Origin of the sequence: Nocardia macrotermitis (assembly GCF_009604405.1) — a bacterium.
GTDB lineage: Bacteria > Actinomycetota > Actinomycetes > Mycobacteriales > Mycobacteriaceae > Nocardia > Nocardia macrotermitis.
Map to the genome: position 1 here is coordinate 1 of NZ_WEGK01000001.1, position 26,129 is coordinate 26,129.

The following is a 26,129-nucleotide window of genomic DNA, read 5'->3' on the forward strand; positions in this document are numbered from 1 at the left end:
ACTGACTCACCGAAAGGGTGCTCCTGCAACTGCCATATTCGAACCTAGACAACTCGAATTATCGCAGGTCAGAGCACCCTTTCCTCATACCGACACACGGTGTCGGAATTCCGGTGAATGCGCGAGGTTAGTGGCCGATCGAAGTGCCAGGTCGGCGGTGATCGCGCGAGCCGCCGCAGCAGCGAGACTTGTGGTATCGGTGGAACGGGAAGATTGCCGTGTTAGCGTGGCGAAGGTGGGCGCTGCGGGGTTTGATGCGGGTCAGGTTGCGTTGGTGCGGGATGATCCGGGGGCGCGGGTGGAGTTGTTGCGGCGGCTTTATGAGCCGCCGGTGGAGGGGAGGGGGCGGCATTTGCCGTATCGGCGGGCTGCGTTGGCGTTCATGGGGTGGCAGGTGCGGCGGGGGTTGCTGAATCCGCCGGGGGGTGCGGCGCCGGGGAGTCATTGGTGGCGGGCGGTCAATGAGCGGTTGTTGTTGGATACGTGTGAGGCGCGGGCGGGGATCTTCGGGGGTGGGGGTGAGGGGTCCGGGCATAGTGGTGGGCTGGCGGTGGAGTTTGCGCGGCGGCCTTCGGCGCGGAGTTGGTATCGGGCTCACAATGCCAGCGTTGTGTCCGCTTATCTCGAGCATCGGGGGCTGGCCGAGCGGGAGAATCGGGTGGAGCGGTTCTTCATCAATGTTGTGTTGGTTCGAGTGCTCTACGCGCATGCGTTGGTTGCGGCTCCGCGGTTGGCGTTGAGTTGGGGGGCTCCCGTCGCGCCGTTGCTGGGGGATCCGCGGTTGGGGATGACGGGGATCTTTCTGTCGTTGTCGCGGGTTTTGCCCAATCACTATCCGCTGGTCGGTGAGTTGGGGCGGTATCTCGACGTGGAGCATGGGTTCGGGAGGTTGCTCGACTTCGGGGTCATTCGGCCCAGGTTCGCCGATCTGTACGACTGGTCGGCCGATGAGCTCGGGATTCCGGAACTGCGCGAGCTGCTGTGTGGGGACGTTCCCGCATATGCCTGGGATTCGGACGATGACGAGCCGTGGAATCCGACGCCGACGCCGCTGGCTCGCCTCGCCCGGCGGGTACTGCCGCCGCCGCGACGATGAATCCATATGGCTGGTTCGTGCGGCAACGCCAACGCATGATGATCGGAGTGACAGTGCGGACGGGCACGTGCACGATACCGTTGGGGCGCGGCGACGACACCGTCGATGAACCCTTCCCTCTCCCGTAGGAGCCGCTCGATGAGCTATTTCGCGCACTCTCCCGATGACCTGGTCGATCGCGCGCTGGCGGGGTTCGCTCGCGCGCATGCCGAAACTGTTTCGTACACAGTGGATCCGGGGTATCTGAGTGCGGTGGATCCCGCGCGGGGGCGGGTGGTCGGGTTGGTGTCCGGTGGCGGGTCGGGGCATGAGCCGATGCATGGCGGGTTCGTCGGGCGGGGGATGCTCGATGCCGCTTGTCCTGGAAGGGTTTTCGCTTCGCCGCACAATCGGCAGGTGTACGAGGCGTCGCGGGCGGTGGCGAAATCCGGTGGGGTGCTGCATATCGTGAAGAACTACACGGGTGATCGGATCAACTTCGCGATCGCGGCCGAGCGGATGCAGCACGACGGAATCGCTTGTGAACGGGTGCTGGTGGATGACGATGTGGCCACCGATTCCGAGGATATCGCGGTGGGCCGACGGGGTACCGGGGCGACGGTGATCGTGGAGAAGTTGCTCGGGGCCGCTGCCGATGAGGGGCGCTCGCTGAGTGAATTGGCGGGGCTGGGTAAGCGGATCGTCGATGCGAGTCGCAGTATCGCGGTCGCCTCCGCCGCGCAGACCGCGCCCGGGACCGGACAACCGGCGTTCGAACTTCCCAGAGGGGCAATCGAATACGGTGTCGGCATTCACGGTGAGCGATCCGGGCTCGTGCGCGCCGATGGTGAGATCGATGCGCTGGTCGGCGATATGACCGTCGCGTTGATCTCCGCGCTGGGATTGGGTTCCGGATCGCGCGTCATCGTGCTGGTGAACGGCCTCGGTAGGACTACGCAGATGGAGCTGTACGGCGCATTCGACCGTCTCGCAACGATTCTCGAACAGCACGGGATCACGCTCGAACGTCGACTGGTCGGCTCCCTGGTCACCGCGCTGGATATGCGCGGCTTCTCCCTCTCGCTGACCCGCACCGACGACGAATTGACCCGACTGTGGGACGCACCGGCCCACACCGCCGCATGGCCCACCACCACCCGAACCGGCGAGGATGACCGATGACCGAAAATACCGCCCGCACTTGGATTCTCGGCTTCGCCGACCGCGTCATCACCGCCGAGCCTCAGCTCACCGCCTACGACCAGGCCGCGGGCGACGGCGACTTCGGCAACAACATCGGCGGCGCGGTCGCCCTGGTGCGCACCGAACTGGCCGCTCTGCCCGAAAACGCGTCCGCGCGAGAGGTTCTCACTGCGACGGCGAATGTCTTCCTGGACCGCGTCGGCGGCACCAGCGGCCCCCTGTTCGGTCTGCTGTTCCAAGCGCTGAGCAGAGCCGTCGGCGAAACCCTCACTCCCGCAACACTGGCCGAGGGTGCCGCCGAGGGTCTGGCCGCCATCCAGCGCGTCGGCGAGGCCCAGGTCGGCGACAAAACCCTCGTCGACGCCCTCTCCCCCGCCGTCGACGCCCTGCGCGCCCTCGCCCCGGATACCAACCTGGACAAGGCATTCGACGTCGCCGCGACAGCCGCGGTAGCCGGAGCCCGCAGTACCCGAGACATCCGCGCCCGCCGCGGCCGGGCCAGCTACGTCGGAGACCACGCCATCGGCGTACCCGACCCGGGCGCGATCACGATCGGGTTGCTCTTCGGCTCGTCCGAGACCGGCTGAGCCTCACTCCGACGGGTCGCGCGGGCGCGGGCGCGGCCCGATCTGGTCGAGCAGATCGTTGACCTCATCCGGAAACCCATTGGTGACCGGCTTGACGGTCTTGTGCGGAAACCGTCGCGTGACATGCTCTTCCGCCGCCGACCCGGACAACACGTACACCGGCTCCCGCTTGTTCTGCAACGGCCGCACCACCTCGTCGAGATGTTCGCGCCGATTGTCCAGGAACGCGCCGATCACGTCCTCCCCCGCCGGGCACACGGCCATGCAGTACCCGGCCTTGTAGTTGGGTTTGAACGACAGGCTCTGCCACATCGAGAACGATTCGCCCGTCGCCACGCGTTCGCGGTACTCGTCGCGGTCCGCGCTGTCGGCGATGGTTTCGGCCCAGTCGGTGAAGCCGCCCATGAACTCTCGATAGTTGTGCGTGTAACACGCCTGGAAGTCGAAGCCGCCGTTCTCGGCGATCGCGCCGACGGGACAGGCGGATACGCACAGTTTGCACTCGAGGCAGGGATTGAAGTCGAGGTTCGCACTCGGCTCGTCCACCACCGCGTCGGTGACGACCGTGCCGAGCAGGATGAAGTTGCCGAACTTCGGGTGAATCACGTTGCGGTGTATGCCCATTACGCCGAGTCCGGCCGCCTCGGCCACCACCTTGTGCGCGATCACCCAGATCCGTCCGGGGAACTGGTCGACCTCCATCGGATATCCGGGCGCGGGATACATCGCGCGGTATCCGGCGTCCTGTAGAGCCCGGGTGATCCCGCGGGACACCTCGTTGGTCTCGTCGTCGGCGTGATTGAACTCGGTGTTGGCCAGGCTGCGCATCGGGCTGCGCAGGTTGTCGCGGTTCATCCGCACGCAGAACGAGACGAAAGTCCTTGCAGTCGGCAGGATTCCGCGCGCGTGCTCCAACTCCGGCGCGACCCGTGGATCGTCCACGGCGACGAATCCCACGTCGTCCGCACCGGCCGCCAGGCAGATCTCGCGCAACTCCGCCGCGCTCAGCACGGCCGCGGGCCGCGTTCGGCCCTGTTCGGCCATCCGCCGCACGGTCGGATGGTCCGCCAACCGCCGCGGTGTCGTGGGTTCGGATTCCATCACCATCGGGTGCCTCCCTCGCCTGTCTCCCCGAGACCGTCACGGCCTCAACGAGATAGACGCCCCGGCGCGCGGAAACTCATCGCTCATCACACCGGTAGATCACCACTCTTTTCTGAAGAAAGTATGATTCCCCGTTGACGAGAGTGATATTCTCGTCGCATTCGCACCCACGAAGAGGCGCTTGCACGTGTCGGGGCGGCTCGGCGAAAGGACAAGGCACAGTGAGTAACGCGATCGAGGTCGAACCCGCGGTCCAAAGCCCCGGCTCGGGGATCATTCCGGTCTACGACCCGTCCACCGAGGAGTTGATCGCCGAGGTCGCCGACTCGGATCAGAAGGCGGTCGACGAGGCGGTGGCGCGGGCCCGCGAGACGTTCGAGTCGGGTGTGTGGCGCAAACTGCCCGCCGCGCACCGCGCCGAGGTGCTGTTCCGGGCCGCCGACATCATCCGCGCCCGCATCGACGAACTCGCCGAGCTCGAGGCCCGCGACAACGGCATGAACGCCACCGCCGCCAGCCACATCATCAAGGTGTCGCTCGAGATGCTGGTGTACTACGCCGGGTGGGTCGGCAAGATCCACGGCGAGTCGGCGAATCTCGTATCCGACGGTCTGCTGGGCGAATTCGAGACGTACCACACCTTCACCCAGTACGAGCCGGTCGGCGTCGTCGGGCTGATCATCCCCTGGAACGGGCCGTTCTTCGTCGCGATGCTCAAGGTCGCGCCCGCGCTGGCCGCCGGATGCAGCGCGGTGCTCAAGCCCGCCGAGGAAACCCCGCTGACCGCGCTGAAACTCGAGGAGATCTTCCGCGAGGCCGGGCTGCCCGACGGCGTGCTGAACGTCGTCACCGGCTACGGCGAGACCACCGGCGCGGCGCTCACCGCGCACCCCGACGTGGACAAGATCTCGTTCACCGGCTCGACCGAGGTCGGACGCCTGATCGTGCACGCGGCCGCCGGCAACCTCAAGCGCCTCACCCTCGAACTCGGCGGCAAATCACCGCTGATCATGTTCGACGACGCCAATCTGGACAAGGCGATCATGGGCGCGGGCATGGGCCTGCTCGCCGGTTCCGGGCAGAACTGCTCGTGCACCTCGCGCATCTACGTGCAGCGCGGCATCTACGAACGGGTCGTGGAGGGTCTTGCCGCCTTCGCGCAGATGCTGCCGATGGGCGGCAGCGACGACCCCAATTCCGTACTGGGACCGCTGATCAGCGAGAAGCAGCGCCAGCGCGTGAAGGGCATCGTGGACGACGGCGTCGCCGGGGGCGCGGAGGTGATCACCGGTGGGCAGCCGCTCGATCGCCGCGGCTACTTCTATCAGGCGACCATCATCACCGGCACCACGCCCGATATGCGGCTGATCCAGGAGGAGATCTTCGGGCCCGTGGGTTCGGTGATCCCCTTCGACGACGAGGACGAGGTGATCGCTGCCGCGAACGATACGCACTACGGGCTCGCCGGATCGATCTGGACCGAGAACCTCAGCCGCGCCCACCGCGTCGTGAACGAGCTTCGCGCAGGCCAGATCTGGGTGAATTCCGCTCTCGCCTCGGATCCCTCGATGCCGATCTCCGGACACAAGCAGTCGGGTTGGGGCGGCGAGCGGGGACGTAAGGGGATCGAGGCCTACTTCAACCTGAAGTCCGTGTACATCGGACACTGATCGCGGGTTCGGGGATCGCCGGCTGGTCGGTGGTCCCCGAACAACGGCTCTCGCTCGACAGGTCAACGCTATCGCGGGTCGACGGCGAAGTCGGCGAGAGATGTGGAGATCGGCTCGGGCCGATGGTTGTTCTGCTGGGCCGAGGCGGTCAGAACATCCAGGTGGTGATAGCCCGGCGCGATTACCAAGCGGCCCGAACGTGGTGGGCCGTTGCCGATCACCAGCCCCGAACCGCCGAGAAGGTTGATCGTCGGATGGGCCGTGACGCCCTCGGGGTGCACCAGCAGGCGGGCGATCTGCGGATCGTCGACCTGGAAGATGTCGGTGGCCAGTTTGGTCGGGAAGTAGTCCTCGGTGAACGGTAGCGGTTGCGCGGCCAGGCTGCGCGCCAGTTCGCCGATATCGGTCACCTCGGTTTCCGGTGTGGCGTAAGGCTTTCCGGCGCTGTCGCGGTAGACCGTTGCTCCCGGTGCGGTGATGCGGTCATAATTGCGCCAGGTGTAGAGCGGGCCGTCCGGTTGGTCGGGGATGCCGAGGGTGTCCGGGCCGAGGGCTGCGCGGGTGAGCGGGGTCAGGGCCGGGTTGTGCGCGAGGTCCTGAGGTAGCGGAAAGTCCTTGTCGCGCACCGGACCTCCGTCGAAGAATCCGGGACTGGTCTGTAGGAAGGCCAGCGGCTGGGAGGCGTTGCCCATGAGGGCACCGAGCACGGCGGCGTTGGTGAGGCGGAACTGCCGGACCGAGGGCGAGCCCGCGGCGAAGGTGGTCGCGTCCCGGGAGAACAGGAATCGCAGCGTGGTGTCCAGGTTCGGCGTGCGCGGCAGGGCCGCGGCGAGATGGCTCTGCCCGTCCGGATCCACGTCTGCGGCCAGGCCGACGATGCCCAGCAACGTCATGGTCTCGGGGCCGATGAGCACGGGCAGATTCAGCGTGCGCGGCGCGACACCGGAGCGCAGCGCGGCCTGGGTCGCCTCGTAGTCCAGGCCGCCGCTGGGCAGGATCGACCACGGCGAGGGCAGGCCCGAGAGCGCGGACAGCGTCGGAGAGATCGCGGTGTCCAGCGCGAAATAGCCCGCGCACTGGCGGTATCCGGGAGTGCCGCCGAAGTCCGCGTCGGCGAAGAACGCCGTCACCACCCCACCCAGGGAATGCCCGCCGCACAACACCTTTCGCTCACGTAGTGCCGGATCGGGGAGTTCGTGGACCAGCAGGTCGTACTCGTCGGTGATCGTCTGCGCGATACCGACGTTCGCCAGCCACGCCACCTGATCGTTGCCGAGGAAGCCCGCGAAGGTGTGCCCGTCGACGGGGCGGTGGTGATAGTAATAGTCGAGCGCGACGTCGTAGTTGTGCGCGGCCAGACCCGCGCGCACGCCGGTGTGGTCGTCCAGGCAGTTGGACCGGCGATCCAGCGCCCAGAATTCGATGTGCTCACCGCGCCGAGCCGCCGCGGCCACGGTGTTGCGGGCGACGCTGTCGAATGCCCCGGCACCCTCCAGGATTCCGGGTTGAGCGATCAGAATCCGATCGGCCTCGGCCGCGACGGACGGCCCGTTCGCATCCCGGTATCGCAGATACGACAGCCAATCACAGGCCGCAGGCTGCGCGCCGACCGAGTCCGGTAGCGGAACACGCACGCGCACAACGGATTCGTCCACAGAGGTAACCGGCGAGGCGATCCGCACCGGCGTCTCCACCCGATCCGCCCCTTCCGGATCCGCACCCGCAACCGGAGCGACCGGCACCGCGGCCGCCGCCGCACTCGCCGCCACGACCAGCAGCCGGAACATCGAGCCGGTGATGCCTCGTCGCATCGGACCACTCTCCTCATCGAGATCCTGGCAAGCGTCGCTCTACCCGCGGGTAGCGTACGGTCACCGAGCGGCGGCAGGCCCGGATCGACACTGTCCGATACCCGGAAATCCACACTCCCGCACTGTGATCCGCCACAGTCGCACAGTCGAAGAGCCACCCTGCACTCTCGAAACACCTCCCCGCACCTGAAGACCACGCCAACCCGACTGCCGATGCTCTTCCATGAAGTCCGATCGCGACTGCGCCCCGAGTCCGATTGCGATCCAGGTCCGAAAACGGCCGGGCCAACTACGAGTCCGGTCAAGCACAGACCTATCCGGCGACAGTGTGGAATATGTTGCCGCCCAGAGGTTTTCCGATCAGCCCGACAAGTTGGAGCAGCTCAGCCCGACAAGTTGAGGCAGCCCAGCCCAAGTTGAGGCAGGTCAACCCGACGAGTTGGGGCGGGTGAGGCCGAGGTCGTAGGCGATGATGACGGCTTGGATGCGGTCGCGCGCACCGAGTTTCGACAGGACGCGGCCGACGTGGGTTTTGACGGTGGATTCGGACAGGACGAGGCGTTCGGCGATCTCGCCGTTGGTCCAGCCGTGGCCGATGGCGGTGAGGATTTCGCGTTCGCGGTCGGTGAGCGAGAGCCAGCGTGGGTCGTCGCCGCCGGGTGGGGTGGCTGGGCCCGAGGGCAGGTGTTGGGCGTAGGTGTCCAGGAGGCGGCGGGTGAGGGTGGGGGCGATGACCGCGTCGCCGCCTGCCACCGCGCGGATTCCGGCCAGGAGTTCCTCGGGTTGGGCGTCCTTGAGCAGGAAGCCGCTGGCTCCGGCGCGGAGCGCGGCGTAGGCGTATTCGTCGAGGTCGAAGGTGGTCATCACGAGGATGCGGGAGCGTCCGCCGGCCGCGATGATGCGGCGGGTGGCCTCGATACCGTCCATGCCGGGCATCCGGATGTCCATGAGTACGACGTCGGGACGTAGTTCCGCGGCCGCGCGGACGGCCTCGGCGCCGTGCGAAGCCTCGCCCAGGACCTCGGTCTCGGGGGCGGCGTCGAGCAGCATGCGCAGGCCGTAGCGCTGGAGCGGCTGGTCGTCGACGATCAGGACGGTGGTCACGGTTGTTGTCCGCCTGCGGAATTCGAGGGCCGGATGGTGTCGGTGAGAACGAGGATAGCCTCCACCAGCCAGCCGCCGGCGGAGGTCGGGCCCGCGGTGACGGTGCCGCCGTAGAGTGCGGCGCGCTCCCGCATTCCGGCCAGGCCCTGCCCGTCTCCGGGGGATGCCGGCGCCGCGCTGCCGTCGCGTCGTCCGGAGTCGCGCACGCTGATCCGCAAGCGCGAGTCCTCGGCGGTGACCGTGACATCGGCCCGGCTACCAGGGCCGACGTGTTTGAGTGTGTTGGTCAGCGCCTCCTGCACGATGCGGTACGCCATCAACTGCACGCCACGATCGAGGCCGTCCAGGACGCCGCCGCTGTGATACACGACTTCGGTTCCGGCGGCTCGCACCCGGGAGAAGAGTGTCTCGAGGTCGGCGATGCCCGGTTGCGGTTCGAGTTCGAGGGCCTCGGCGTGTTCGGGACCGCGCTCGCGCAGCACACCGAGCATGCGACGCAACTCACCCAACGCCTGACGTCCGGCGTCTCCGATGAGCAGTAGCGCCTCCCGGCCGCGCGCCGGATCGGTCTCGGCGGCGTACGCCCCACCGTCGGCCACGGTGATGATGACCGACAGGTTGTGCCCGATGATGTCGTGCATCTCCCGCGCGACCCGGGTGCGTTCGGTGGCGGCGGCCAGTCTGCTGCGCTGGTCGCGCTCTATCTCGAGTTGGGCAGCGCGTTCGCGCAGAGCGGCGAGTTGAATTCGCCGCGCACGCACCACAAGTCCCAGCGCGACGGCCGCGGTCACCGCACTGAGCAGGAAGAACAGCACCTCCCACCGCAACCCGCCACTCGCGACCCGGAACGAGACCGGCACCATGACCGCCGCAGCCGCGGCACACGCCCACAGCAGGCGGTCCGGCCGGGCCCGCAGCGCCACGCTGTACAACGCGACGAGCAGGGCGGCGTCCACACGCAGACCCGCACCCAGCAGCCACTGCACCAGGAACACCGCCGCGATCACCCCGAACGCGGCCGTCGGCGCGCGACGTCGCCACAGCAGCGGCAGCAGCAACCCGGCCTGAAACGCCACCGCGACGGGTGCGGGAAGTTGGGTGAGCACGATCTGCGGGTCGTGCGGCCCACCGGAATGCTGCGGCTCCCACAGATCCGGCCCACCGAAGGCCAGGAAGACCAGCAGCGTCACCGCGGCATCGAGAATCCACGGATGCGCCCGGTCCACCCGCAGCAGCCGCCGCCGGAACCGTCCCAACCGCTCGATCAGCGGTGCGGCGAATCCCGGCAGCGGCCAGGCGGCAGGTGCCGTGGTGGTGTCGGTGCCCATCGATGTCACCCGTCCATCGTGTCCGACCAGCGGCGAAACGCGACACCGGGACCGTGCCCGCTGCCGCGTTTCGTCGAAATCACCCATGTGCTCAGGCGTCGGTTCGCGCCAGCCGATAGGCCGCGCCGCCCAGCGCGAGCACCGTCCAGCCCACGAAGACCAGCAGCCCGGCCGTCGGCGACAACGCGCTCGCATCGTGGTGCAGCGCGAACATCGCCTGCCCGGCATTGCTCGGCAGATACTGGCTGACGTGGTCCTGCCAGCTGTGCGGCAGCAGCGAGACCAGGCTCGGAATCAGCAGCAGCGCACCGATCAACACCGCGACGCTGCCCGCGACCGACCGCATCAGCACACCCAGGGCCGCCCCGATCACACCGACCAGCGCGAGATACAACCCCGCGCCGAACAGGCTGCGCAGCACACCGGCATCGGTAATCGATTGCGCCGCAGGGGTTCCGGCAAGAATGGCATGATCGATCAGATAGGTGGCGAAGGCCCCGACCGTCCCGACGACCAACGCGACCACCCCGAAAACCGCTGCCTTGGACCACAATACGGGCAACCGACGCGGCACCGCGGCCAGCGTGGAGCGGATCATCCCCGTCGAGTACTCCCCCGCGACGACCAGCACCCCCAGCACACCCATCGCCAGTTCCGCGAAGTTGATGCCGAACAGGGACAGGCTCAGCACGGTCGAACCGACCCACTGGGTGTCGAGCGTCTGCCCGGAATGCACCTTGGACTTGTACTGGACCGCGGCGATCACACCGAAACCGACCAGGAACACCAGCCCCAGGACGAGGGTGATCCAGGTGGAGCGCAGCGACCAGAGTTTCGTCCACTCCGACCGCAGCACCCGCGCCGCGGTGACGCGATATTCGGGACGGGTGGATTGCGCCGGAGCCGGAGCCTGCGCGAGTGTCGTGGTCATGCCGCCCTCCCGAGGGTGTCGATGCCGGTATTGCCGTGATATTCGACCGAATCGCGGGTCAGATCCATGAACGCCTGTTCCAGCGACACGGTCCGCGCGGTCAGCTCGTACAGTGCGATGCCGTGCTCGGCGGCCCTGGAACCGATTGCGCGCGTGGACAATCCGCTCACCTGGAGGGTCTCCGAACCGGAACGTCCGGTGATCTGCACACCGGGCCCGGCCAGCACCTCGCGCAACCGGACCGGATCCGCGCTCGCGACGGTGACCGTATCGCCACCGGCCTCGCGCACCAGCTCGCTCACGGTGGTGTCGGCGAGCAGCCTGCCGCGCCCGACGATGATGAGATGTTCTGCGACCAAAGCCATTTCGCTCATCAGATGGGAGGAGACGAACACCGTGCGGCCCTCCTGCGCCAACGCGGTGAGCAGGTTGCGGATCCACAGCACGCCTTCGGGATCCAGGCCGTTCACCGGCTCGTCCAGCATGACGGTCTCCGGATCACCCAGCAGCGCCGCGGCGATACCCAGCCGCTGCCCCATACCGAGCGAGAAACCACCCGCGCGTTTCCCGGCCACCGCCTCGAGTCCGGTCAGCTCGATCACCTCGCTCACCCGGCGACGCGGTATGCCGTGCGTCTGCGCCTGTGCCAGTAGATGATTGAACGCCGAACGCCCCGGATGGATCGAGCGCGCCTCCAGCAGCGCACCGACCTCCCGCAGCGGCGCAGCATGATCCGCGTACCGCCGGCCGTTCACCGTCACGGTGCCCTCGCTCGGCGCGTCCAGTCCCACGATCATCCGCATGGTGGTGGATTTCCCCGCGCCGTTCGGCCCCAGGAATCCGGTCACCACCCCCGGCCGAACCGTGAAGTCCAGTCCGTCCACCGCCGTCTTCTCGCCGTACCTCTTGGTGAGCCGATGTGCCTCGATCATCACTCGTCCCTGTGTCCACGCGGTCCGGCCGCTCCGGCTCGCCTCCATAACCCAAGGTAGGAGCGCTGCGGCCGGGATCGTGGTACCGCGGCAGGAAATACGCCCGGGGCCGTGGTACCGAAGTACTACGGGTCGGGTGTCATGCTTTCGGTATGCCTGCCGATTCCACCTCGCCCCCGCTGCTGCGCCTCGGCGGGGTCGACAAGTCGTTCGGGGCGCATCAGGTGCTCCACGGCATCGATCTCGAGCTGCGCGCCGGGGAGGTGGTCGTGCTGCTCGGCGCGTCCGGTTCCGGTAAGTCGACGCTGATCCGCTGCGTCAACCGGCTCGAGACGATCGATGCCGGGGAGATCCTGCTGGACGGTGTCCCGATGCCCCTGGAGGGACGCGAGCTGGCACGGATGCGGGCACAGGTGGGCATGGTGTTCCAGTCGTTCAACCTGTTCGGGCACAAGACGGTGCTGGAGAACATCACCCTGGCCCCGGTACGCGTGAGGGGCGTACCGGCACGTCAGGCACAGGAACGCGCGCACGAACTGTTGGCCCGGGTCGGCCTGGCCGACAAGGCATCCGCCTATCCCGCGCAACTGTCCGGCGGCCAGCAGCAGCGGGTCGCGATCGCCCGCGCCCTGGCCATGGAACCCCGGGTGCTGCTGTTCGACGAACCGACCTCCGCACTGGATCCGGAAATGACCAACGAGGTCCTGGACGTGATGAGCGAACTGGCACGCGAAGGGATGACCATGCTCGTGGTCACCCACGAGATGGGCTTCGCCCGCCGCGTCGCGGACCGGGTGGTGTTCCTCGACGCCGGACGGATCGTGGAATCCGCACCACCGCGAGACTTCTTCGCCGGGCCGCGCACCGATCGCGCCCGCGAGTTCCTCTCCAAAATCCTCACACACTGAAACCCGAAGCCGCGCACCATGTTCGGCGTCGGTCAGGGAGTATGCAGCGGCGGCGGCCAGGTCTCGAGTTGGGACATCAGGGCCTGCTGGCTGGCGTGCACGTGGCGGCGCATGCAGTTCTCCGCGCCGATGCCGTCCTTGGCGATGATCAGTTCGAGCACGGTGTGGTGTTCGTGTTCGGATTCGATGGACCGGCCCGGTTGCGCGAGTGAGGTTTTCACCAGGCGGCCGTAGGCGAGCTGATTCATCAGCAGGCGGTAGTGGGTGGCCAGTTTGCCGTTGTCGGCGCCGGCGATGAGGATCTCGTGGAATTCGTGCACCAGTTCGGAATAGCGTTCCACGTCCCCGGCCTCGACGGCGGCGTCGGCGGCGCGGACGTTCGCCTTCATCGCGGTGAGTTCGGGAATGTCGCCGCGCGCGGCCATCAGCCGCGCCGCGCCGCCCTCAAGCAGCTGTTTCATCTCGAACAGCTCGTTGATCTCCCGGCGCGACGGCACGGTGACGAAGGTGCCGATCCGCGGCCGGATCTCCACCAGGCCCTCGATCTGCAATTGTTTGAGCGCCTCGCGGATCGGCGTGCGGCTGATGCCGAAGATCTCCGCCAGGGTGATCTCGGACAGCGGCTGACCGGGGGCGAGTTCACCGGAGATGATCATCTCGCGCAGCCCGTCGGCCGCGCGTTCCTGGAAATTGCTCGTATCGATTCTTCGCGATGCGGCGACCATCATGACCCCCTCGGCGGTCTCATATGTATCTTGCATGTCAACGGTACGGTATGCGGCCGGGCGGCCCACGCGGCGGACTCGGCCCGGCGACACACCGAGTCCTGTGCGCGCACAACGTGATCGCCGCACACCCGACCGCCGATCGCGAACGACTCGCCACGACGGCGATCGGGTGCTTGCATGGTGCGACCCCTACCTCAGCGGAACGCCGGAACCACTTCGTTGATGAACAATTCCAGCGATGTGCGCTTCTGCTCGTGCGAGAGCGTGTTGTCGGTCCAGAAGCTGAACTCGTCGATACCGAGTTCCTGATAGAACCGCAGCCGATCGATCACCTCTTCCGGGGTGCCGATCATCGCGGTCTTGTGCAGCGATTCCGGTGCGAATTCCGGCCTTTCGGCGAATTTCGACACCGGGCTCGGCTCGAGGAATCCGTTCGACGGCACGGTCTTGTTGCCGAACCAGGCGTCGAAGGTCCGGTAGTACTTCTGGATGCCCTCGGCCGCGGGCCGCCAGCCGTCCGGATCGCTCGCCGCGTGCACGTAGGTGTGCCGCAGCACCATGATCTGCGGTTTGCTCACCTCGGGATGATTGCCGACGGCGGTGTCGAACTTGCGCTTGAGGTCCACGACCTCCTCGTCGCCCTTCATCAGCGGCGTCACCATCACATTGCAGCCCTGCGCGACGGCGAAATCGTGCGAGTCCGGATCGCGCGCGGCGATCCACATCGGCGGGGTGGGCCGCTGTACCGGCTTGGGCACGCTCGTCGCGGTCGGGAACTGCCAGATCTCGCCGTCGTGCGCGTAGTCGCCCTGCCACAGCGCGCGCACCGCGGGCACCAGTTCGCGCAGGTGCTTACCGCCGTCGGTGGCACGCAATCCGCTTGCGAGACGGTCGAATTCGATCTGGTAGGCGCCGCGCGCGATGCCGACCTCCATGCGGCCGTTGCTGATCACGTCCAGCAGCGCGCATTCCCCGGCCGCGCGGATCGGATTCCAGAACGGCGCGATGATGGTGCCCGCACCGAGCCGGATCGTCGAGGTCTGCCCGGCCAGATAGGCCAGCAGCGGCATCGGGCTCGGCGAGATGGTGTACTCCATCGCGTGGTGCTCACCGATCCACACGGTCTCGAATCCACCGGCTTCGGCCAGCAGCGTCAGCTCGGCCAGATTCTCGAAAAGCTCTCGGTGCGTGACGTTCTCGTCCCAGCGCTCCATGTGCGCGAACAACGAAAATCTCATGGCTGTCTCTCCTCAGCTCCGCATGGTGAACGGGTCCGCGACCGGATCCTCGCTCGTGTTGATCCAGACGCTCTTCAGGCGCGTGTACTCCTTGACCGTCTCGGTGCCGTGCTCGATGCCCACGCCACTGCTCTTGAAGCCCTGCCGCGGCGACATCGGTGACATGGCGCGATAGGTGTTCACCCACACCGTGCCCGCGTCCAGGCGCGAGGCCATCCGGTGTGCGCGAGCGAGATTCGTGGTCCAGACACCGGCGGCCAGGCCGTAGTCGGTGTCGTTGGCGAGCCGGACCACCTCGTCCTCGGTGTCGAACGGCATGATCGCCACGACCGGGCCGAAGATCTCCTCGCGCACCACGCGCATGTCGTTGTGCACGTCGACCAGGATGGTGGGCTCGTAGAAGTAGCCGCCCAGGCCGCCGTCGCTGACCTGTCCGCCGGTCACCACCCGCGCGCCCTCGCTGCGGCCCAGATCGACGTATCCGGCGACCTTGTCGCGCTGATCCTCGAAGGCCAGCGGGCCGAGTTCGGTGTCGGCGTCCAGCGGGTCGCCGATGCGAATCGTCCTGGCGCGCTCGGTGACCCGCTCGAGCAGCTCGTCGTAGACCGCGCGCTGGGCGAAGACGCGGCTGCCCGCGATGCAGGTCTGCCCGGCCGCGGCGAAGATGCCCGCGACCACGCCCATCGCGGCATTGGCCACGTCGGCGTCGGCGAAGACGATGTTCGGGGACTTGCCGCCGAGTTCGAGCGTGGAGCCGATGAAGCGGCGCGCGGTGGCCGCGGCGATCCGGGCTCCGGTCGCGGTGCTGCCGGTGAACGAGATCTTCGCCAGGTCCGGATGATCGACCAGCGCCTGCCCGGCCTCGGCCCCGAAACCGGTCACGACGTTCACCACGCCTGCGGGAAAACCCGCCTCCAGCGCGAGTTCGGCCAGCCGCAGCGCCGTGCGTGAGGTGTGTTCGGAAGGCTTGACCACCACCGTATTCCCGACCGCGAGCGCGGGGGCGAGCTTGCTGGTGGTGAGGGTCAGCGGCGAATTCCAGGGCGTGATCGCGCCGACGACGCCGAGCGGCTCGCGCAGCGTGTAGTTGAGCACCCGGCGGTCCGAGGCCGGGACCACATCGCCGTGGATCTTGTCGGCCAGACCGGCGTAGTAATAGTAGTACTCGGGCACGGTCGCGAGCTGACCTCGCATCTCGCGCAACAACTTTCCGTTGTCGAGTACCTCCATGCGCGCGAGTTCCTCGGCGTTCTCACCGATCAGATCGCCGAGGCGGCGCAGCAGCCGGCCGCGGCGGGTCTGGCTCAGATCGCGCCAGCGCGGATTCTCGAACGCGGTCCTGGCCGCGGCGACGGCGCGCTGGACGTCGGCGGCGTTGCCGCGCGCCGCCTGATACAGCGTCTCGCGGTTGGCCGGGTTGGTGCTCTCGAAGTATTCACCGGAATCGGGCGCGACCGGCTCGCCGCCGATGAAGTGCTGTAGTTGGTCGAGATCAGACATGTGCGTGCTCTCCGATGAAAGTGGTGATGGCGGCGACGAGTTCGCGTGGGCGCTGCACGGGAAGCATGTGCCGGGCGTTCGGGATGATCACCTCGCGACAGTCCGGCAGGGCCGTCGCCAGGCGGTGGGTCATCTCCGGGGTGGAACCGGGATCGTCCGCGCCGGTGACGGCCAGCGCCGGAACGGTGATGTCGCCCAGGGCGGGGGCCAGGTCGGCGTCCGCGGTGGCGAAGACGCGATAGCAGTTCACGAAGGAGTCGATGTCGTTGCCCGCCAACGTCTCTCGCGTCCTGCGCACCCATTCCGGATCGACCCCGGTGCCCTCGTACCAGCGATCGATCGACGCGGCGGTACTCGCCTCGAAATCGACCTGGGCGGTCCGCAACCGGGACAGCACGGCCGTGCGTTCGGCCTCGGTGCGGCGGCATACCGAACTCACCGAGGTCAGCGTGGCCGCCAGGCCGGGCCGGTGCAGTGCGAGATACTGCGCGACCAGCGCGCCGAGCGAGAAGCCCACCAGATGCGAACCGGGCGGAATCTCACCGACCACCCCCTCAGAGAGGTCGGCGAGTGTGGTGCCCGCCGGGACGGGCGGGCGCGCACCGTGCCCCGGCAGATCGGGGGTGATCAGCGTGTACCGGTCGGCGAGCAGTTCGGCGACCGGCTCCCACACGGTGTGATCGAGCCCGACGCCGTGCAGCAGTACCAGGGTTGGTTCGCCCATGCCTACTGCTCGGTGGTCAGTGGTGCGAGGCGCTGCTGCGGGCGGCCCTGGGCGGCCGCGGCCAGCGCGATGACGATCTCGTCCGGATGGGGGGCGTCGGCGATGCGCACCTCGACGGTCTGGTGGTGCGAGCGGATGGTCGCGTCGGTGATGTGTTTGAGCGGGATGTCGAACACGATCCCGGCCGGGCCGCGCTTCTCCACCGCGGGCAGCAGGGTGGTGGCATTGGCGGCCTTGCGGAAGTGGTCACCGAACTTCAGCGTGTGGATCAGGCCCGAACCGTGCTCGATCTCCCCGTTCAGGCCCACGATCGCGGCCTTGCCGTACGCCTGCGCCTCCGCGCCGAGCGCCTCGATCACCTTGGGGGCCAACAGTTCTCCCAGCGGTGAGGCGTTGTCCTCGATGCCGGAACTCAGATCCTCCACGAAACCCTGTCCGGCCCAAGGATTCTCGATGACGGCGGCCACGATGGCAACGCGCGCGGCCGGGCTGACGGCCCGGCCGCCCTCGGTCAGGATCTCCTCGACGACGGTGACGATCTTGCGGACGATCATGAGCGGACTTCCTCCAGTTTCTGGGCGGTGACTGCGGGGTCGGTGGTGCGGTCGCCGATGCGCGGATGCGGGCGCGGGCCGGTCGACGCGGCGGCGATGACGACGATCTCGTCGGCGCGGGGTGCGTCGGGCACCCGGGCGCTGACGGTCTGGTAGTGACTGCGCGTCGCGGCGTGCTCCTTGTGCCAGAGCGGCACGACCAGCGTCTCCCCGGCATCGGCGCGGGCGTCGGCGAAGCAGATGATCGACTCCCCCGCCAGGAACTCGCGCACGAGATTCCCGAAATACGGGGTGTGGATCAGCGCGCCGCCGTGCTCGATCTCCCCGGCGGTGCCGACGATGGCGGCCTTGCCGAACGCCTCGATCGCATCGACGCCGCCGAGCGCTTGAATCAGCTTGTCGGTCAACACCTTTGCCAGTCGCGGCGCCATCGCGATCGCCGCGGCGGACAGGTCGGTGGTGGCCGGGGTGCCCACCCACGGGTTGGACACCACGGCCGCGACGCTGGCGCGGAATGCCGGACGGGCGGGCGGGCGGCCCGCCTCGGTCAGGGTCTCCTCGCGATAGAGCGATAGCTTGCGGATCTCTATGTGGGCCCCGACACCATTGGACGCTTGCATACAAGGAACAGTAGAGCGGGCCGTTGATTCGGTCAAGGGGATGATGCAAACAACGTCTCCACGGCGGTGAATACGCTCCCGAATGCCGCATCTATGCATGTAGACCCGCATTTATTCGGCGCTTCGAGAGCTCCGGCCGCAATTGCGCACCGCGAAGCCATTGACACCGGAATGTGACGCGCCTAATAATCTCTTGCATGGCAGAGCGGCCGGAGAGTCGCTCGACAAGCCTCTCCCCCACGCCGGGCCATCGATCCGCGACACCGTCGCCCGATGACCGACCGGGTCACATCACATCGAGCACACCGCGGCGCGATCGACGCGCCGAGTCCGCGTTCGCCGCCACGGATCCCGAATCCGCGTCGGGCGAACCTGATCAGGAGTACCCATGACCGACCTCACCGCACGGCGCACCCGCATCGCCGACGCGTGGGCACGCGCCTGGGATCACGGGGAGGTCGACGCGTTCGACGCCCTGCTGAGCCCGGGTTACCAGCGCCACGGCACGCACGCACCGGCGCAGGATCTGGAGAATTTCAAGGCGTCGATACTGTCCACCCGCGCCGCGTTCCCGGATCTGAGCACCACCATCGACGAGATCGTGCTGGACCGGGATTCGGCCGCGATCCGCTGGCACAGCACCGGCAGCCACACCGGCGAATTCCTCGGCATCCCCACCACCGGCCGCAGCGTGCGGGTGAGCGGGGCGACCTTCGCCCGCTTCGAGGACGACCGCATCACCGAGGAGCACGTGACGTGGGATCCCCGCGCACTGCTGTCCGCCCTGGGCATCATCAGCCTCGGCCAGGACTGAATCCACCGCGACAACCCGGAGTTCCCACCATGTCCCAGCTCTCCCAGCAGACCGCCGATCCGGACCTGATGAAACAGGTCAACCGGCAGTTCGTCACCGGCGTCACCGTGATCACCGCGATGGACGAGCAGCGGCCGAAAGGCTTGGCGGTCAACGCATTCGCCAGTATCTCGCTGACCCCGCCGACCGTGATGGTCTGCGTGCAGCGCACCTCGAACACGCACGACTGCCTGTTCCGCGCCGAGCATCTCGCGATCAACATCCTGTCCGCGGCTCAGGGCGAGGTCGCGGCGCGGTTCGCGTCCAAATCCGACGACAAGTTCCGCGAATCGGATTGGCGGCCAGGCCCTTTCGGCAGTCCACTGCTGGAGGGCAGCAGCGCGCGGATGGAAACCGAGATCCGCGAACGGTTGCAGACGCTCACGCACACCGTGTTCATCTGCCGGGTCGTGCACGCCGAGGTCGGTGCGCAGGCGCCGATGATCTACAGCGCGGGCCGGTTCCACGACGGCGGCAAGCTCACCCCACTGCCCTGAACTCAGCTCTCCGACAACAGATCTCACTCATCACAGCCATAACGACGTGGCTTTTCCGGAGGTACCCATGTCCCAGACTCCGTCCTCGGACACCGAAGACCGGCAGTATCGCAGCAAGGTCGCCGCGATCGAGCCGTACGGCGTCGATCACATACCCGACGTCGAACGGCACGGCACCCCGCGGTCGCAGTTCTCCATCTGGTTCGCCGCGGGGATGAACTTTCCGATCATGGTGCTCGGGTTCTCGGCGGTCAGCTACGGGCTGTCGCTGACCGCGGCGGTGACGGCGATCGTGCTCGGCTCCCTGCTCGGGGCGATCGTGATGGGCGTGCTGTCGCAGATGGGCGCGCGGCTGGGGGTGCCGCAGCAGATCCAGTCGCGGGGGCCGCTGGGGTTCTTCGGCAACTTCGTGCCGGTGGCATACATCAACATCTTCGCCGGGATCGGCTGGGCGGCGGTGACGATCATCCTGGGCGCGCAGGCCATCCACCGGCTCGCGCCCGCGGTGCCGTTCTGGCTCTCGGCGTTGGTGCTGGTCAGCATTCAGCTGGTGGTGGCCGTGTTCGGGTACAACATGATCCACTTCCTGCAGAAGATCCTGTCGGTGGTGCTGTTCCTCGGGTTCGTCATGATCACCGTCGTCTCGATCACGCACAGCACGACAGTGGGTTTCCACGCGAATCCGCACGCGCGCTTCTACATCGGCGGAGCCGGTGGCTGGATCACCTTCGCGGGATTCTTCCTGTCCTTCCTGATCGCCTGGTGGCCGTTCGCCTCGGATTATTCGCGGTATCTGCCCGATGACGACGGCACCGCCAAGCGGGCCGGGGCGTACACGGTGGCCGGTAACTTCATCACGCTGAGCTGGCTGGGGATCGCCGGTGCGGTACTGGGCGGTTCGGCCGTGACCGGTGAGCAGCCGATCGACGCGCTGGCCCGGCTGACCGGGTCGTGGGCTCCGCTGGCGCTGATCGTGGTGATGCTGTCCTCGTTCTCGCAGAACTTCCTGAACGTCTACGGTGGCGCGATTTCCGTTCAGACACTGCGGATTCCGGTGAGCCGGCGGACCGCGGTGATCGCGATCTGCGTCATCTCGTATGTCATCAGCCTGTGGGCGGACGCGGGGTTCGAGGCGAAGTTCAAGAACTTCCTGTTCCTGGGCGCGTATCTGATCGCGCCGTTCGGTGCGGCGCTGCTGTTCGACTACTTCGTCGGCGGGCGCAGGAACAAGGAGCGGATCGGCGAGCTCTACGACGAAAACCGTTTGCTGGAATGGGGTTTCGTCGCGTGGGTCGTCGGTGTGATCGCCTCGGTGCCGTTCTGGAATCTGTCCTTCTATCAGGGGTGGGTGAGCGTGCATCAGCCCGGCTGGGGGGATCTGACCTATGTGGTCGGGTTCGTGGTGGCTTCGGTGGTGTATCTGCTCACCTATCGGCTGCCGGGGTTGCGTCGCAGCAGCGGGTCGGTGCGGGCTGCGCGGCTCGCCGGGCCGGTGGCGGCACCGATCGCGCTGGGTGAGGAATCACTGTGAGCGGCAACGTATTTCGTCCGCTACCCGCCCCTGACGCACCGTTCGTGGCCGAGGTCGAGCGCGCGGTGGCCGAGATCGCGGCCGGACGCGCGGTGGTCGTGGTCGACGATCACGACCGGGAGAACGAGGGTGATCTGATCTTCGCCGCCGAATGCGCGACGCCGGAGCTGGTGGCCTTCACGGTCCGGCACGGCTCGGGGGTGTTGTGCGTGCCGATGTCGGGTGAGCGGCTCGACGCGCTGGCGCTGCCGCCGATCTGCGCGCACAATCAGGATCCCAAGGGCACCGCGTACGCGATCAGCGTGGATGCGAAAGACGGTGTGAGCACCGGCATTTCGGCGGCGGACCGCGCGCGCACGATCCGTCTGCTCGCCGCCGGGGACACCCGCCCCGACCAGCTCACCCGGCCGGGCCACGTCTTCCCGCTGCGGGCCCGCCCCGGCGGGGTGCTCGAACGCGCCGGGCACACCGAGGCGGCGATCGATCTGGTCACGATGGCCGGGCTTCGGCCCGCCGGGGCGATCTGCGAGATCGTGAACGACGACGGCACCATGACCCGCGGCGCGGACCTCGACCGCTTCTGCGAGACGCACCACCTGCACCGGCTCGCCATCGCCGACCTGATCCGCTACCGCCGCTGGCAGGCACCGCTGATCACCGGCCCCGCCGTCCGCCTGCCCACCCCGCACGGTGTCTTCGAGGCCACCGCCGTCGCCACCGACGACGGTGCCGAACATCTCGTACTGACCCTCGGCGACCTCACCGACCGCGACGACGTGCTGATCCGCGTACATTCCGAATGCCTCACCGGCGACGTCTTCGGCTCCCACCGCTGCGACTGCGGCCCACAACTCGACCACGCCCTCACCGAAATCGCGCGAGTGGGGACCGGTGCGGTGATCTACCTGCGCGGCCATGAAGGCCGCGGCATCGGCCTGCTGCGGAAACTACGCGCCTACCAACTCCAGGAACACGGCTACGACACCGTGGACGCCAACACCGCCCTCGGCCTCCCCGTCGACGCCCGCGACTACACCATCGCCGCGAAAATCCTTGCCGCCCTGCACATCCGCTCGATCAACCTGATGACGAACAACCCCCACAAGGAATCCGAACTGACCACCCTGGGCACCACCGTCCTACGCACCACCCCACTGCACACCACCCCCACCCCCGACAACCTCCACTACCTCCACACCAAACAGGACCGCCTCGGCCACCGAGCTCCCACCGCCGCCCACGCCTGACCCAGGAGCCCCATGACCACCCTCATCACCCGCCACCGCGTCGAGAACTTCGAAACCTGGCGCACCGCCTTCGCCGCCCACCGAACCAACCGCCGCACCCACGGCGCAACCGCCCACCGCATCTACCGCACCGGCAACGACATCACCGTCCTCACCGACTTCCCCACCCCCGCTGCCGTCGAAGCTTTCCTCACCGACCCCGCCCTCCGCGCCATCATCGCCCGAGCCGGTTTCATCGGCACCCCCACCACCGAAATCTGCGACCTCGTCGACGACGAAAACTACTGAAACACTCTGAATGCACTGCTCTCCAAAGGATTCCGAGCAAAGTAGCCCCGAGGACCGCACAGCCAGCCGCCCGCTCGTCACCGCCCGAGCATTCGCGGCAAGCAGTTCGATCCACCGACGTGGCGAGTTCGCCCCTGGATCCGGCCCATCACCGTGACCGCACCCCTGGTCCCCGCCACCCCGGCGCAGACGCTAATTCGCCTTCGTCTGAGAGCATTTCGGGATCTGGCTGCAACGGTGATTCGAGTACTGGTTCACGCGAGCCTCTTTGCACCACGCACATTGGCACGTACACGCCATCGGAACTCTCCTTCATTGATCGGCGGATACTTCGAGCATCGAGCGATGTCGAGCTCAGTTCCACGGTAGGTATCCGCCGATCGGACCGGTATCCGTTCAACGTACGACATCCAGCCCGTCGCCGGGCCGTGGCTGAAATGCGAAATACGCTGCGCAACTTGGCAATACCGTTGTATTACGGGATCGGTGTGGTGGTGGGGAGGTTGACGAAGCTCGGGGATGTGGGGTCCAGGTCGAGGTGTTGGGGGGCGAGTTGGGTGTTGTTGAGGAGGGGGCGGAGGGCCAGGGATTTGGGGAAGTTGCCGGCGAAGATGTCTATGCGGAGGCGGTGGGCTGGTTGGAGGACGGCGTCGGTGGGGATGATGGCGATGTCCAAGGGGGTTGGTTGGCCGGGGATGGCGGGGCGGAGGGTGGCGAGGGTGAGGTCGTTGTAGGGCTGGGTGTAGTCGCCGTTGGGGGAACGCAGGCTCTTGGACTGGTCGACCGCGCGTAGGGAGGCGGTGAGTTGGCCGGTGGTCAGGACCGTCGAGGTGCCGTCGGGGGCGACGTCGTCGACGGTGACGTCCCAGTAGCCGTCGAGGGCGTCCTGCACCGTGTTCAGGTGGATGCTGATGGGGCCGGAGATCACCGTCGACGTGGTCACGGGTGGGCTGGTGAAGGTGAGGCCGTTGGTTTCCGCGACGCGGTTGTCCTTCGCGCACACGTCGAGTACGGCGGTGATGCCCATGGAGCCCTGGGCGGCGTCGCGGGAGCAGATGTTGGTCAGGCCGGGGGCGATGGTGAGGCGGTCGCGGCCGGGCACGGTGGGGGTCAGGGAGCCGTCGTGAATGGTGCCGGAGGCGGTGCCGCTGGGGGCCGCCGACAGGTAGACGCGGCGGTATTCGATGCCCGGTTCGGGGAATCGGGTGCTGGTCACCCAGCCGCCGCCCTGCTGACGCATCGTCACCGGACCGTAGGAGGTGATGCCGTTGTCGACGCCCTTGAGCCAGTGGTCGAACCAGGCGCGCTGCAATACGTCCAATCGTGGTGGGCCGCCGGGCATTCCGGTGCCGGAGCCGGGGCTCATGTGATAGGTGTCGCCCATCAGCAGCTGTTTGTCGCCCGCGGGCAGCGGGATGGCGTTGTAGATGTTCGCAGCACTGTTGGCGAAGATGTCGTGCCAGCCGTCATAGACGAACGCGGGCACCGTGATTCGTTCCGGATGACCCGTAACCCCTTCGCGGAACGGGGAATCCGAGCGCAACAGCGTCGCCAGCGTCGGGGGTACGGCGTCCACGGTGGGGACGGTCAGCGCCGCCAGCAGTGCGTCGAACATGGTCAGCGGATCGGCCACCCGGTCCGCGAGCCACTTCCAGTCGAACGTCCCGGTCAACATGGATCGCACGTCCGGGACGAGTTTGAGCACGTTGACCAGGGACAGCCACAGCGGCATGAACGTCGTGCCCAGACCGCCGCCGGGTGCGACCACGTCACGGACCAGATCGCTGCCCGGTTCGACAGGGAAGATCGCCTTCAGGGGCGCGGGCGCGTTCTCGGCGGCCTGCAACTGGTTGATACCCGAATACGACATGCCGCTCATCCCGACCTTGCCGTCCGACCACGGCTGGCCAGCGGCCCAGTCGATCACCTCACGGGTGTCCAATTGCTCACGCGCGCACAGGGTCTGCCAATCCCCCTGCGAGAATCCGGTGCCGCGCACATCGGCCACCACCATCGTGTAGCCGCTGCGGATGAGGTTCCGGTCGACCCCGAAGATCGAGATCGCACCACCGTTGATCGCGTGCACCAGATCGCCGAAACCGCTGATCGGAGTTCCGGTCAGATCGATCGAGCGGGCCAGTTCGAGTGCCAGCGGTTGCAGCTTCGGGATCGCCATGGCCGAATCGATCAGATTGGTGACGAGTTTCGTGTACGGCGTCAGGTTCACGATCGTCGGCAACGGGTCCGAGACGATGTGTCCGGCCGCGTCCATCGGACGATAGATGTTGGCCTTCAACACGATTCCGTCACTCATCCGGATCGGCACATCCCAGTCGACGTGCACAGCGGTGTAGCGCTGCGGCCCGTCCGCGGTCGCGGTCCACGCGCCCACCCCGGTGGTGACCGGTGAGGCGGAAGCGGCCCGCAAACCCCACACCCCACCCGCGACCAGCAACATCACACAGGCGAACACCCCGGCCCGGCGCATCGCCCCCACGCGAATTCCCCACCGTGACAACATCGTCACCTCATCCCCTCCCCGGCACACCGCGCGGGCAGCGGGAAGCGATCGATTCGAGATTTCCCCGAACCTAACATCGGGTCCACACCGAACCCCCGCATCACCGCACGATTGAGCCCATTCCCTGCCGCCCCGACCCGATCTTGGCCCCGTTCACAACGGCCACCACCGCCCCGAGCCGTAGAATGCGCTCCGACCTCAGGTGCGGTCGGACGATCTCTCGACGTAATCGCGGAACATCCGCACCACCGGCGCCAACGTCCGATCCGCCGACCACGCCAGGCCGATCTCCCGGAAAGCCGCTGGGTGCAGCGGGATTTCGATCGTGCCCGGATTGGGCAGCGGCTCGGATTCCGGGAGGATCGCGACACCCAGACGCGCGGCGACCATACCGCGCAGCGTATCCGCTTCCTCACCTTCGAACGAGACCCGCGGCGTGCAGCCCGCCTGCGCGAACAGGTCGTCGATGATGCGCCGCAAACCGAAACCCGGTTTGAGCGAGACGAATTCGGACTCGATGAGTTCGGTGAGCCCGACGCGAGCGCGGGCGGCCAGCGGATGTCCGGTCGGAACCACGGCCACCAGTGGCTGCTTCGCGATGGCCGAGGTTTCGAAACCCGGATCGTGGACCGGCAGCGGCGCGGTGAGCACCAGATCCGCCTCCCCGATGCTGAGCCGGTGCAGCAGATCCTCGCTCGCGCCCTGCACGAGGGTGAACCGGACGCCCGGATGCGCGGCACGGAATCCGGCCAGCAGTTCGGGCACACGCACACCGCCCATGGTGTGCAGGAAGGCCAGCGAGACGTGTCCGCGCTCCGGATCGGCCTCGGACAACGCGGCCCGCAACCCCAACCGCAGCTCCGCCGACGCCCGCCGCGCCGACTCGGCCAGCTGCTGTCCGGCATGGGTGAGCCGGATCCCCCGACCGATCCGGCTGACCACGGGCGTGCCCAGATGCTCGGCCAGTTCGGTGAGCCAGCGGCTCGCGGTCGGCTGCGGGACGCCCACTATCGCGGCTGCTCGGGTGAGGTTGCTCTCATCGACCAGGGCGTCCAGCAGCGCCAGGCGCGGCGCCAGGGCCAGCAGGTTCGTGGTCAGCGGGTCGTCCATGGCAATAATCCACCAGTGAATTGTTTTCGGAATTTCTGCGTATTGGACGAATCATACGGCACTGC

Annotated in this window: 24 protein-coding genes; 10 read left to right on the plus strand and 14 right to left on the minus strand. The window is 67.4% G+C overall.

Features of this window, described 5'->3' with window-relative positions:
- Positions 1-235: 235 nt before the first annotated feature.
- The 3 genes from NRB20_RS00005 (at position 236) to dhaL (ending at position 2,865) form a co-directional block, all read left to right on the plus strand.
- Positions 236-1,096: a hypothetical protein gene (locus NRB20_RS00005; RefSeq protein ID WP_319944241.1), complete on the plus strand. Its 861-nt coding sequence runs from the start codon at positions 236-238 to the stop codon at positions 1,094-1,096.
- 138 nt (positions 1,097-1,234) lie between these two features.
- Positions 1,235-2,257, plus strand: coding sequence for a dihydroxyacetone kinase subunit DhaK (locus NRB20_RS00010; RefSeq protein ID WP_153407134.1), 1,023 nt, complete (start codon positions 1,235-1,237; stop codon positions 2,255-2,257).
- A complete protein-coding gene (gene dhaL, locus NRB20_RS00015) occupies positions 2,254-2,865 on the plus strand; it encodes a dihydroxyacetone kinase subunit DhaL (RefSeq protein ID WP_153407135.1) in 612 nt (203 codons plus the stop codon). Before NRB20_RS00010 ends, dhaL begins: the two co-directional genes overlap by 4 nt.
- 3 nt (positions 2,866-2,868) lie before the next feature.
- Here the strand turns inward: dhaL and NRB20_RS00020 are convergent, their stop codons facing one another.
- Positions 2,869-3,972, minus strand: coding sequence for a 4Fe-4S binding protein (locus tag NRB20_RS00020; protein WP_227833084.1), 1,104 nt, complete (start codon positions 3,970-3,972; stop codon positions 2,869-2,871).
- A 218-nt stretch (positions 3,973-4,190) separates the two neighbouring features.
- On the opposite strand from NRB20_RS00020, the gene NRB20_RS00025 reads away from it, so the two are divergent.
- Complete coding sequence (locus tag NRB20_RS00025) at positions 4,191-5,639, plus strand: aldehyde dehydrogenase family protein (RefSeq protein WP_319944242.1); 1,449 nt, start codon at positions 4,191-4,193, stop codon at positions 5,637-5,639.
- A gap of 68 nt (positions 5,640-5,707) precedes the next feature.
- On the opposite strand, the gene NRB20_RS00030 is transcribed toward NRB20_RS00025, so the two are convergent.
- From NRB20_RS00030 to NRB20_RS00050, 5 genes are all read right to left on the minus strand, one after another.
- Complete coding sequence (locus NRB20_RS00030) at positions 5,708-7,450, minus strand: hypothetical protein (RefSeq protein ID WP_227833085.1); 1,743 nt, start codon at positions 7,448-7,450, stop codon at positions 5,708-5,710.
- Between the two features lie 426 nt (positions 7,451-7,876).
- Complete coding sequence (locus tag NRB20_RS00035) at positions 7,877-8,554, minus strand: response regulator transcription factor (RefSeq protein WP_319944243.1); 678 nt, start codon at positions 8,552-8,554, stop codon at positions 7,877-7,879.
- Positions 8,551-9,882, minus strand: a complete 1,332-nt coding sequence (locus NRB20_RS00040; protein WP_153407704.1) for a sensor histidine kinase — start codon at positions 9,880-9,882, stop codon at positions 8,551-8,553. Before NRB20_RS00040 ends, NRB20_RS00035 begins: the two co-directional genes overlap by 4 nt.
- Positions 9,883-9,973: 91 nt before the next feature.
- Complete coding sequence (locus NRB20_RS00045; protein ID WP_153407136.1) at positions 9,974-10,813, minus strand: ABC transporter permease subunit; 840 nt, start codon at positions 10,811-10,813, stop codon at positions 9,974-9,976.
- The gene (locus NRB20_RS00050) at positions 10,810-11,745 is read right to left on the minus strand and encodes an ABC transporter ATP-binding protein (RefSeq protein ID WP_153407137.1); all 936 of its coding nucleotides are present in this window, start codon (positions 11,743-11,745) and stop codon (positions 10,810-10,812) included. The genes NRB20_RS00045 and NRB20_RS00050 overlap by 4 nt, the downstream gene beginning before the upstream one ends.
- Before the next feature lie 152 nt (positions 11,746-11,897).
- Here NRB20_RS00050 and NRB20_RS00055 point away from each other — a divergent pair, with 152 nt between their 5' ends.
- Positions 11,898-12,653 (plus strand): amino acid ABC transporter ATP-binding protein, encoded by a 756-nt coding sequence (locus NRB20_RS00055; RefSeq protein WP_319944244.1) that lies wholly within the window; start codon positions 11,898-11,900, stop codon positions 12,651-12,653.
- 32 nt (positions 12,654-12,685) lie between these two features.
- Here the strand turns inward: NRB20_RS00055 and NRB20_RS00060 are convergent, their stop codons facing one another.
- The 6 genes from NRB20_RS00060 to NRB20_RS00085 all read right to left on the minus strand — a co-directional run bounded on the left by NRB20_RS00060 (position 12,686) and on the right by NRB20_RS00085 (position 18,017).
- The gene (locus NRB20_RS00060; protein WP_227833086.1) at positions 12,686-13,414 is read right to left on the minus strand and encodes a GntR family transcriptional regulator; all 729 of its coding nucleotides are present in this window, start codon (positions 13,412-13,414) and stop codon (positions 12,686-12,688) included.
- Positions 13,415-13,575: 161 nt separating this feature from the next.
- A complete protein-coding gene (locus NRB20_RS00065; protein WP_153407138.1) occupies positions 13,576-14,619 on the minus strand; it encodes an LLM class flavin-dependent oxidoreductase in 1,044 nt (347 codons plus the stop codon).
- A 12-nt stretch (positions 14,620-14,631) separates the two neighbouring features.
- Positions 14,632-16,119: an aldehyde dehydrogenase gene (locus NRB20_RS00070; protein WP_153407139.1), complete on the minus strand. Its 1,488-nt coding sequence runs from the start codon at positions 16,117-16,119 to the stop codon at positions 14,632-14,634.
- Positions 16,112-16,843, minus strand: a complete 732-nt coding sequence (locus NRB20_RS00075; RefSeq protein ID WP_153407140.1) for an alpha/beta fold hydrolase — start codon at positions 16,841-16,843, stop codon at positions 16,112-16,114. Before NRB20_RS00075 ends, NRB20_RS00070 begins: the two co-directional genes overlap by 8 nt.
- A 2-nt stretch (positions 16,844-16,845) precedes the next feature.
- The gene (locus tag NRB20_RS00080; RefSeq protein ID WP_153407141.1) at positions 16,846-17,397 is read right to left on the minus strand and encodes an amino acid synthesis family protein; all 552 of its coding nucleotides are present in this window, start codon (positions 17,395-17,397) and stop codon (positions 16,846-16,848) included.
- On the minus strand, positions 17,394-18,017 hold the full coding sequence (locus NRB20_RS00085) for an amino acid synthesis family protein (protein ID WP_153407142.1): 624 nt from the start codon (positions 18,015-18,017) through the stop codon (positions 17,394-17,396). The genes NRB20_RS00080 and NRB20_RS00085 overlap by 4 nt, the downstream gene beginning before the upstream one ends.
- Positions 18,018-18,405: 388 nt before the next feature.
- Here NRB20_RS00085 and NRB20_RS00090 point away from each other — a divergent pair, with 388 nt between their 5' ends.
- The 5 genes from NRB20_RS00090 (at position 18,406) to NRB20_RS00110 (ending at position 22,433) form a co-directional block, all read left to right on the plus strand.
- Entirely contained in the window at positions 18,406-18,831 is a 426-nt protein-coding gene (locus NRB20_RS00090; protein ID WP_153407143.1) for an ester cyclase, read from the plus strand.
- A gap of 29 nt (positions 18,832-18,860) precedes the next feature.
- A complete protein-coding gene (locus NRB20_RS00095) occupies positions 18,861-19,367 on the plus strand; it encodes a flavin reductase family protein (RefSeq protein ID WP_153407144.1) in 507 nt (168 codons plus the stop codon).
- A gap of 67 nt (positions 19,368-19,434) precedes the next feature.
- Entirely contained in the window at positions 19,435-20,898 is a 1,464-nt protein-coding gene (locus NRB20_RS00100; protein WP_153407145.1) for a purine-cytosine permease family protein, read from the plus strand.
- Positions 20,895-22,145 carry a bifunctional 3,4-dihydroxy-2-butanone-4-phosphate synthase/GTP cyclohydrolase II gene (locus NRB20_RS00105; protein WP_319944245.1) on the plus strand — a complete coding sequence of 417 codons (1,251 nt, stop codon included), beginning with the start codon at positions 20,895-20,897 and terminating at the stop codon, positions 22,143-22,145. Before NRB20_RS00100 ends, NRB20_RS00105 begins: the two co-directional genes overlap by 4 nt.
- A 12-nt stretch (positions 22,146-22,157) precedes the next feature.
- Positions 22,158-22,433: a hypothetical protein gene (locus NRB20_RS00110; RefSeq protein ID WP_153407146.1), complete on the plus strand. Its 276-nt coding sequence runs from the start codon at positions 22,158-22,160 to the stop codon at positions 22,431-22,433.
- A gap of 475 nt (positions 22,434-22,908) precedes the next feature.
- Here NRB20_RS00110 and NRB20_RS00115 read toward each other — a convergent pair whose 3' ends face one another.
- Both NRB20_RS00115 and NRB20_RS00120 read right to left on the minus strand, forming a co-directional pair.
- Complete coding sequence (locus NRB20_RS00115; protein ID WP_227833087.1) at positions 22,909-24,954, minus strand: CocE/NonD family hydrolase; 2,046 nt, start codon at positions 24,952-24,954, stop codon at positions 22,909-22,911.
- 198 nt (positions 24,955-25,152) lie between these two features.
- On the minus strand, positions 25,153-26,064 hold the full coding sequence (locus NRB20_RS00120; RefSeq protein ID WP_153407147.1) for a LysR family transcriptional regulator: 912 nt from the start codon (positions 26,062-26,064) through the stop codon (positions 25,153-25,155).
- Positions 26,065-26,129: the final 65 nt, after the last annotated feature.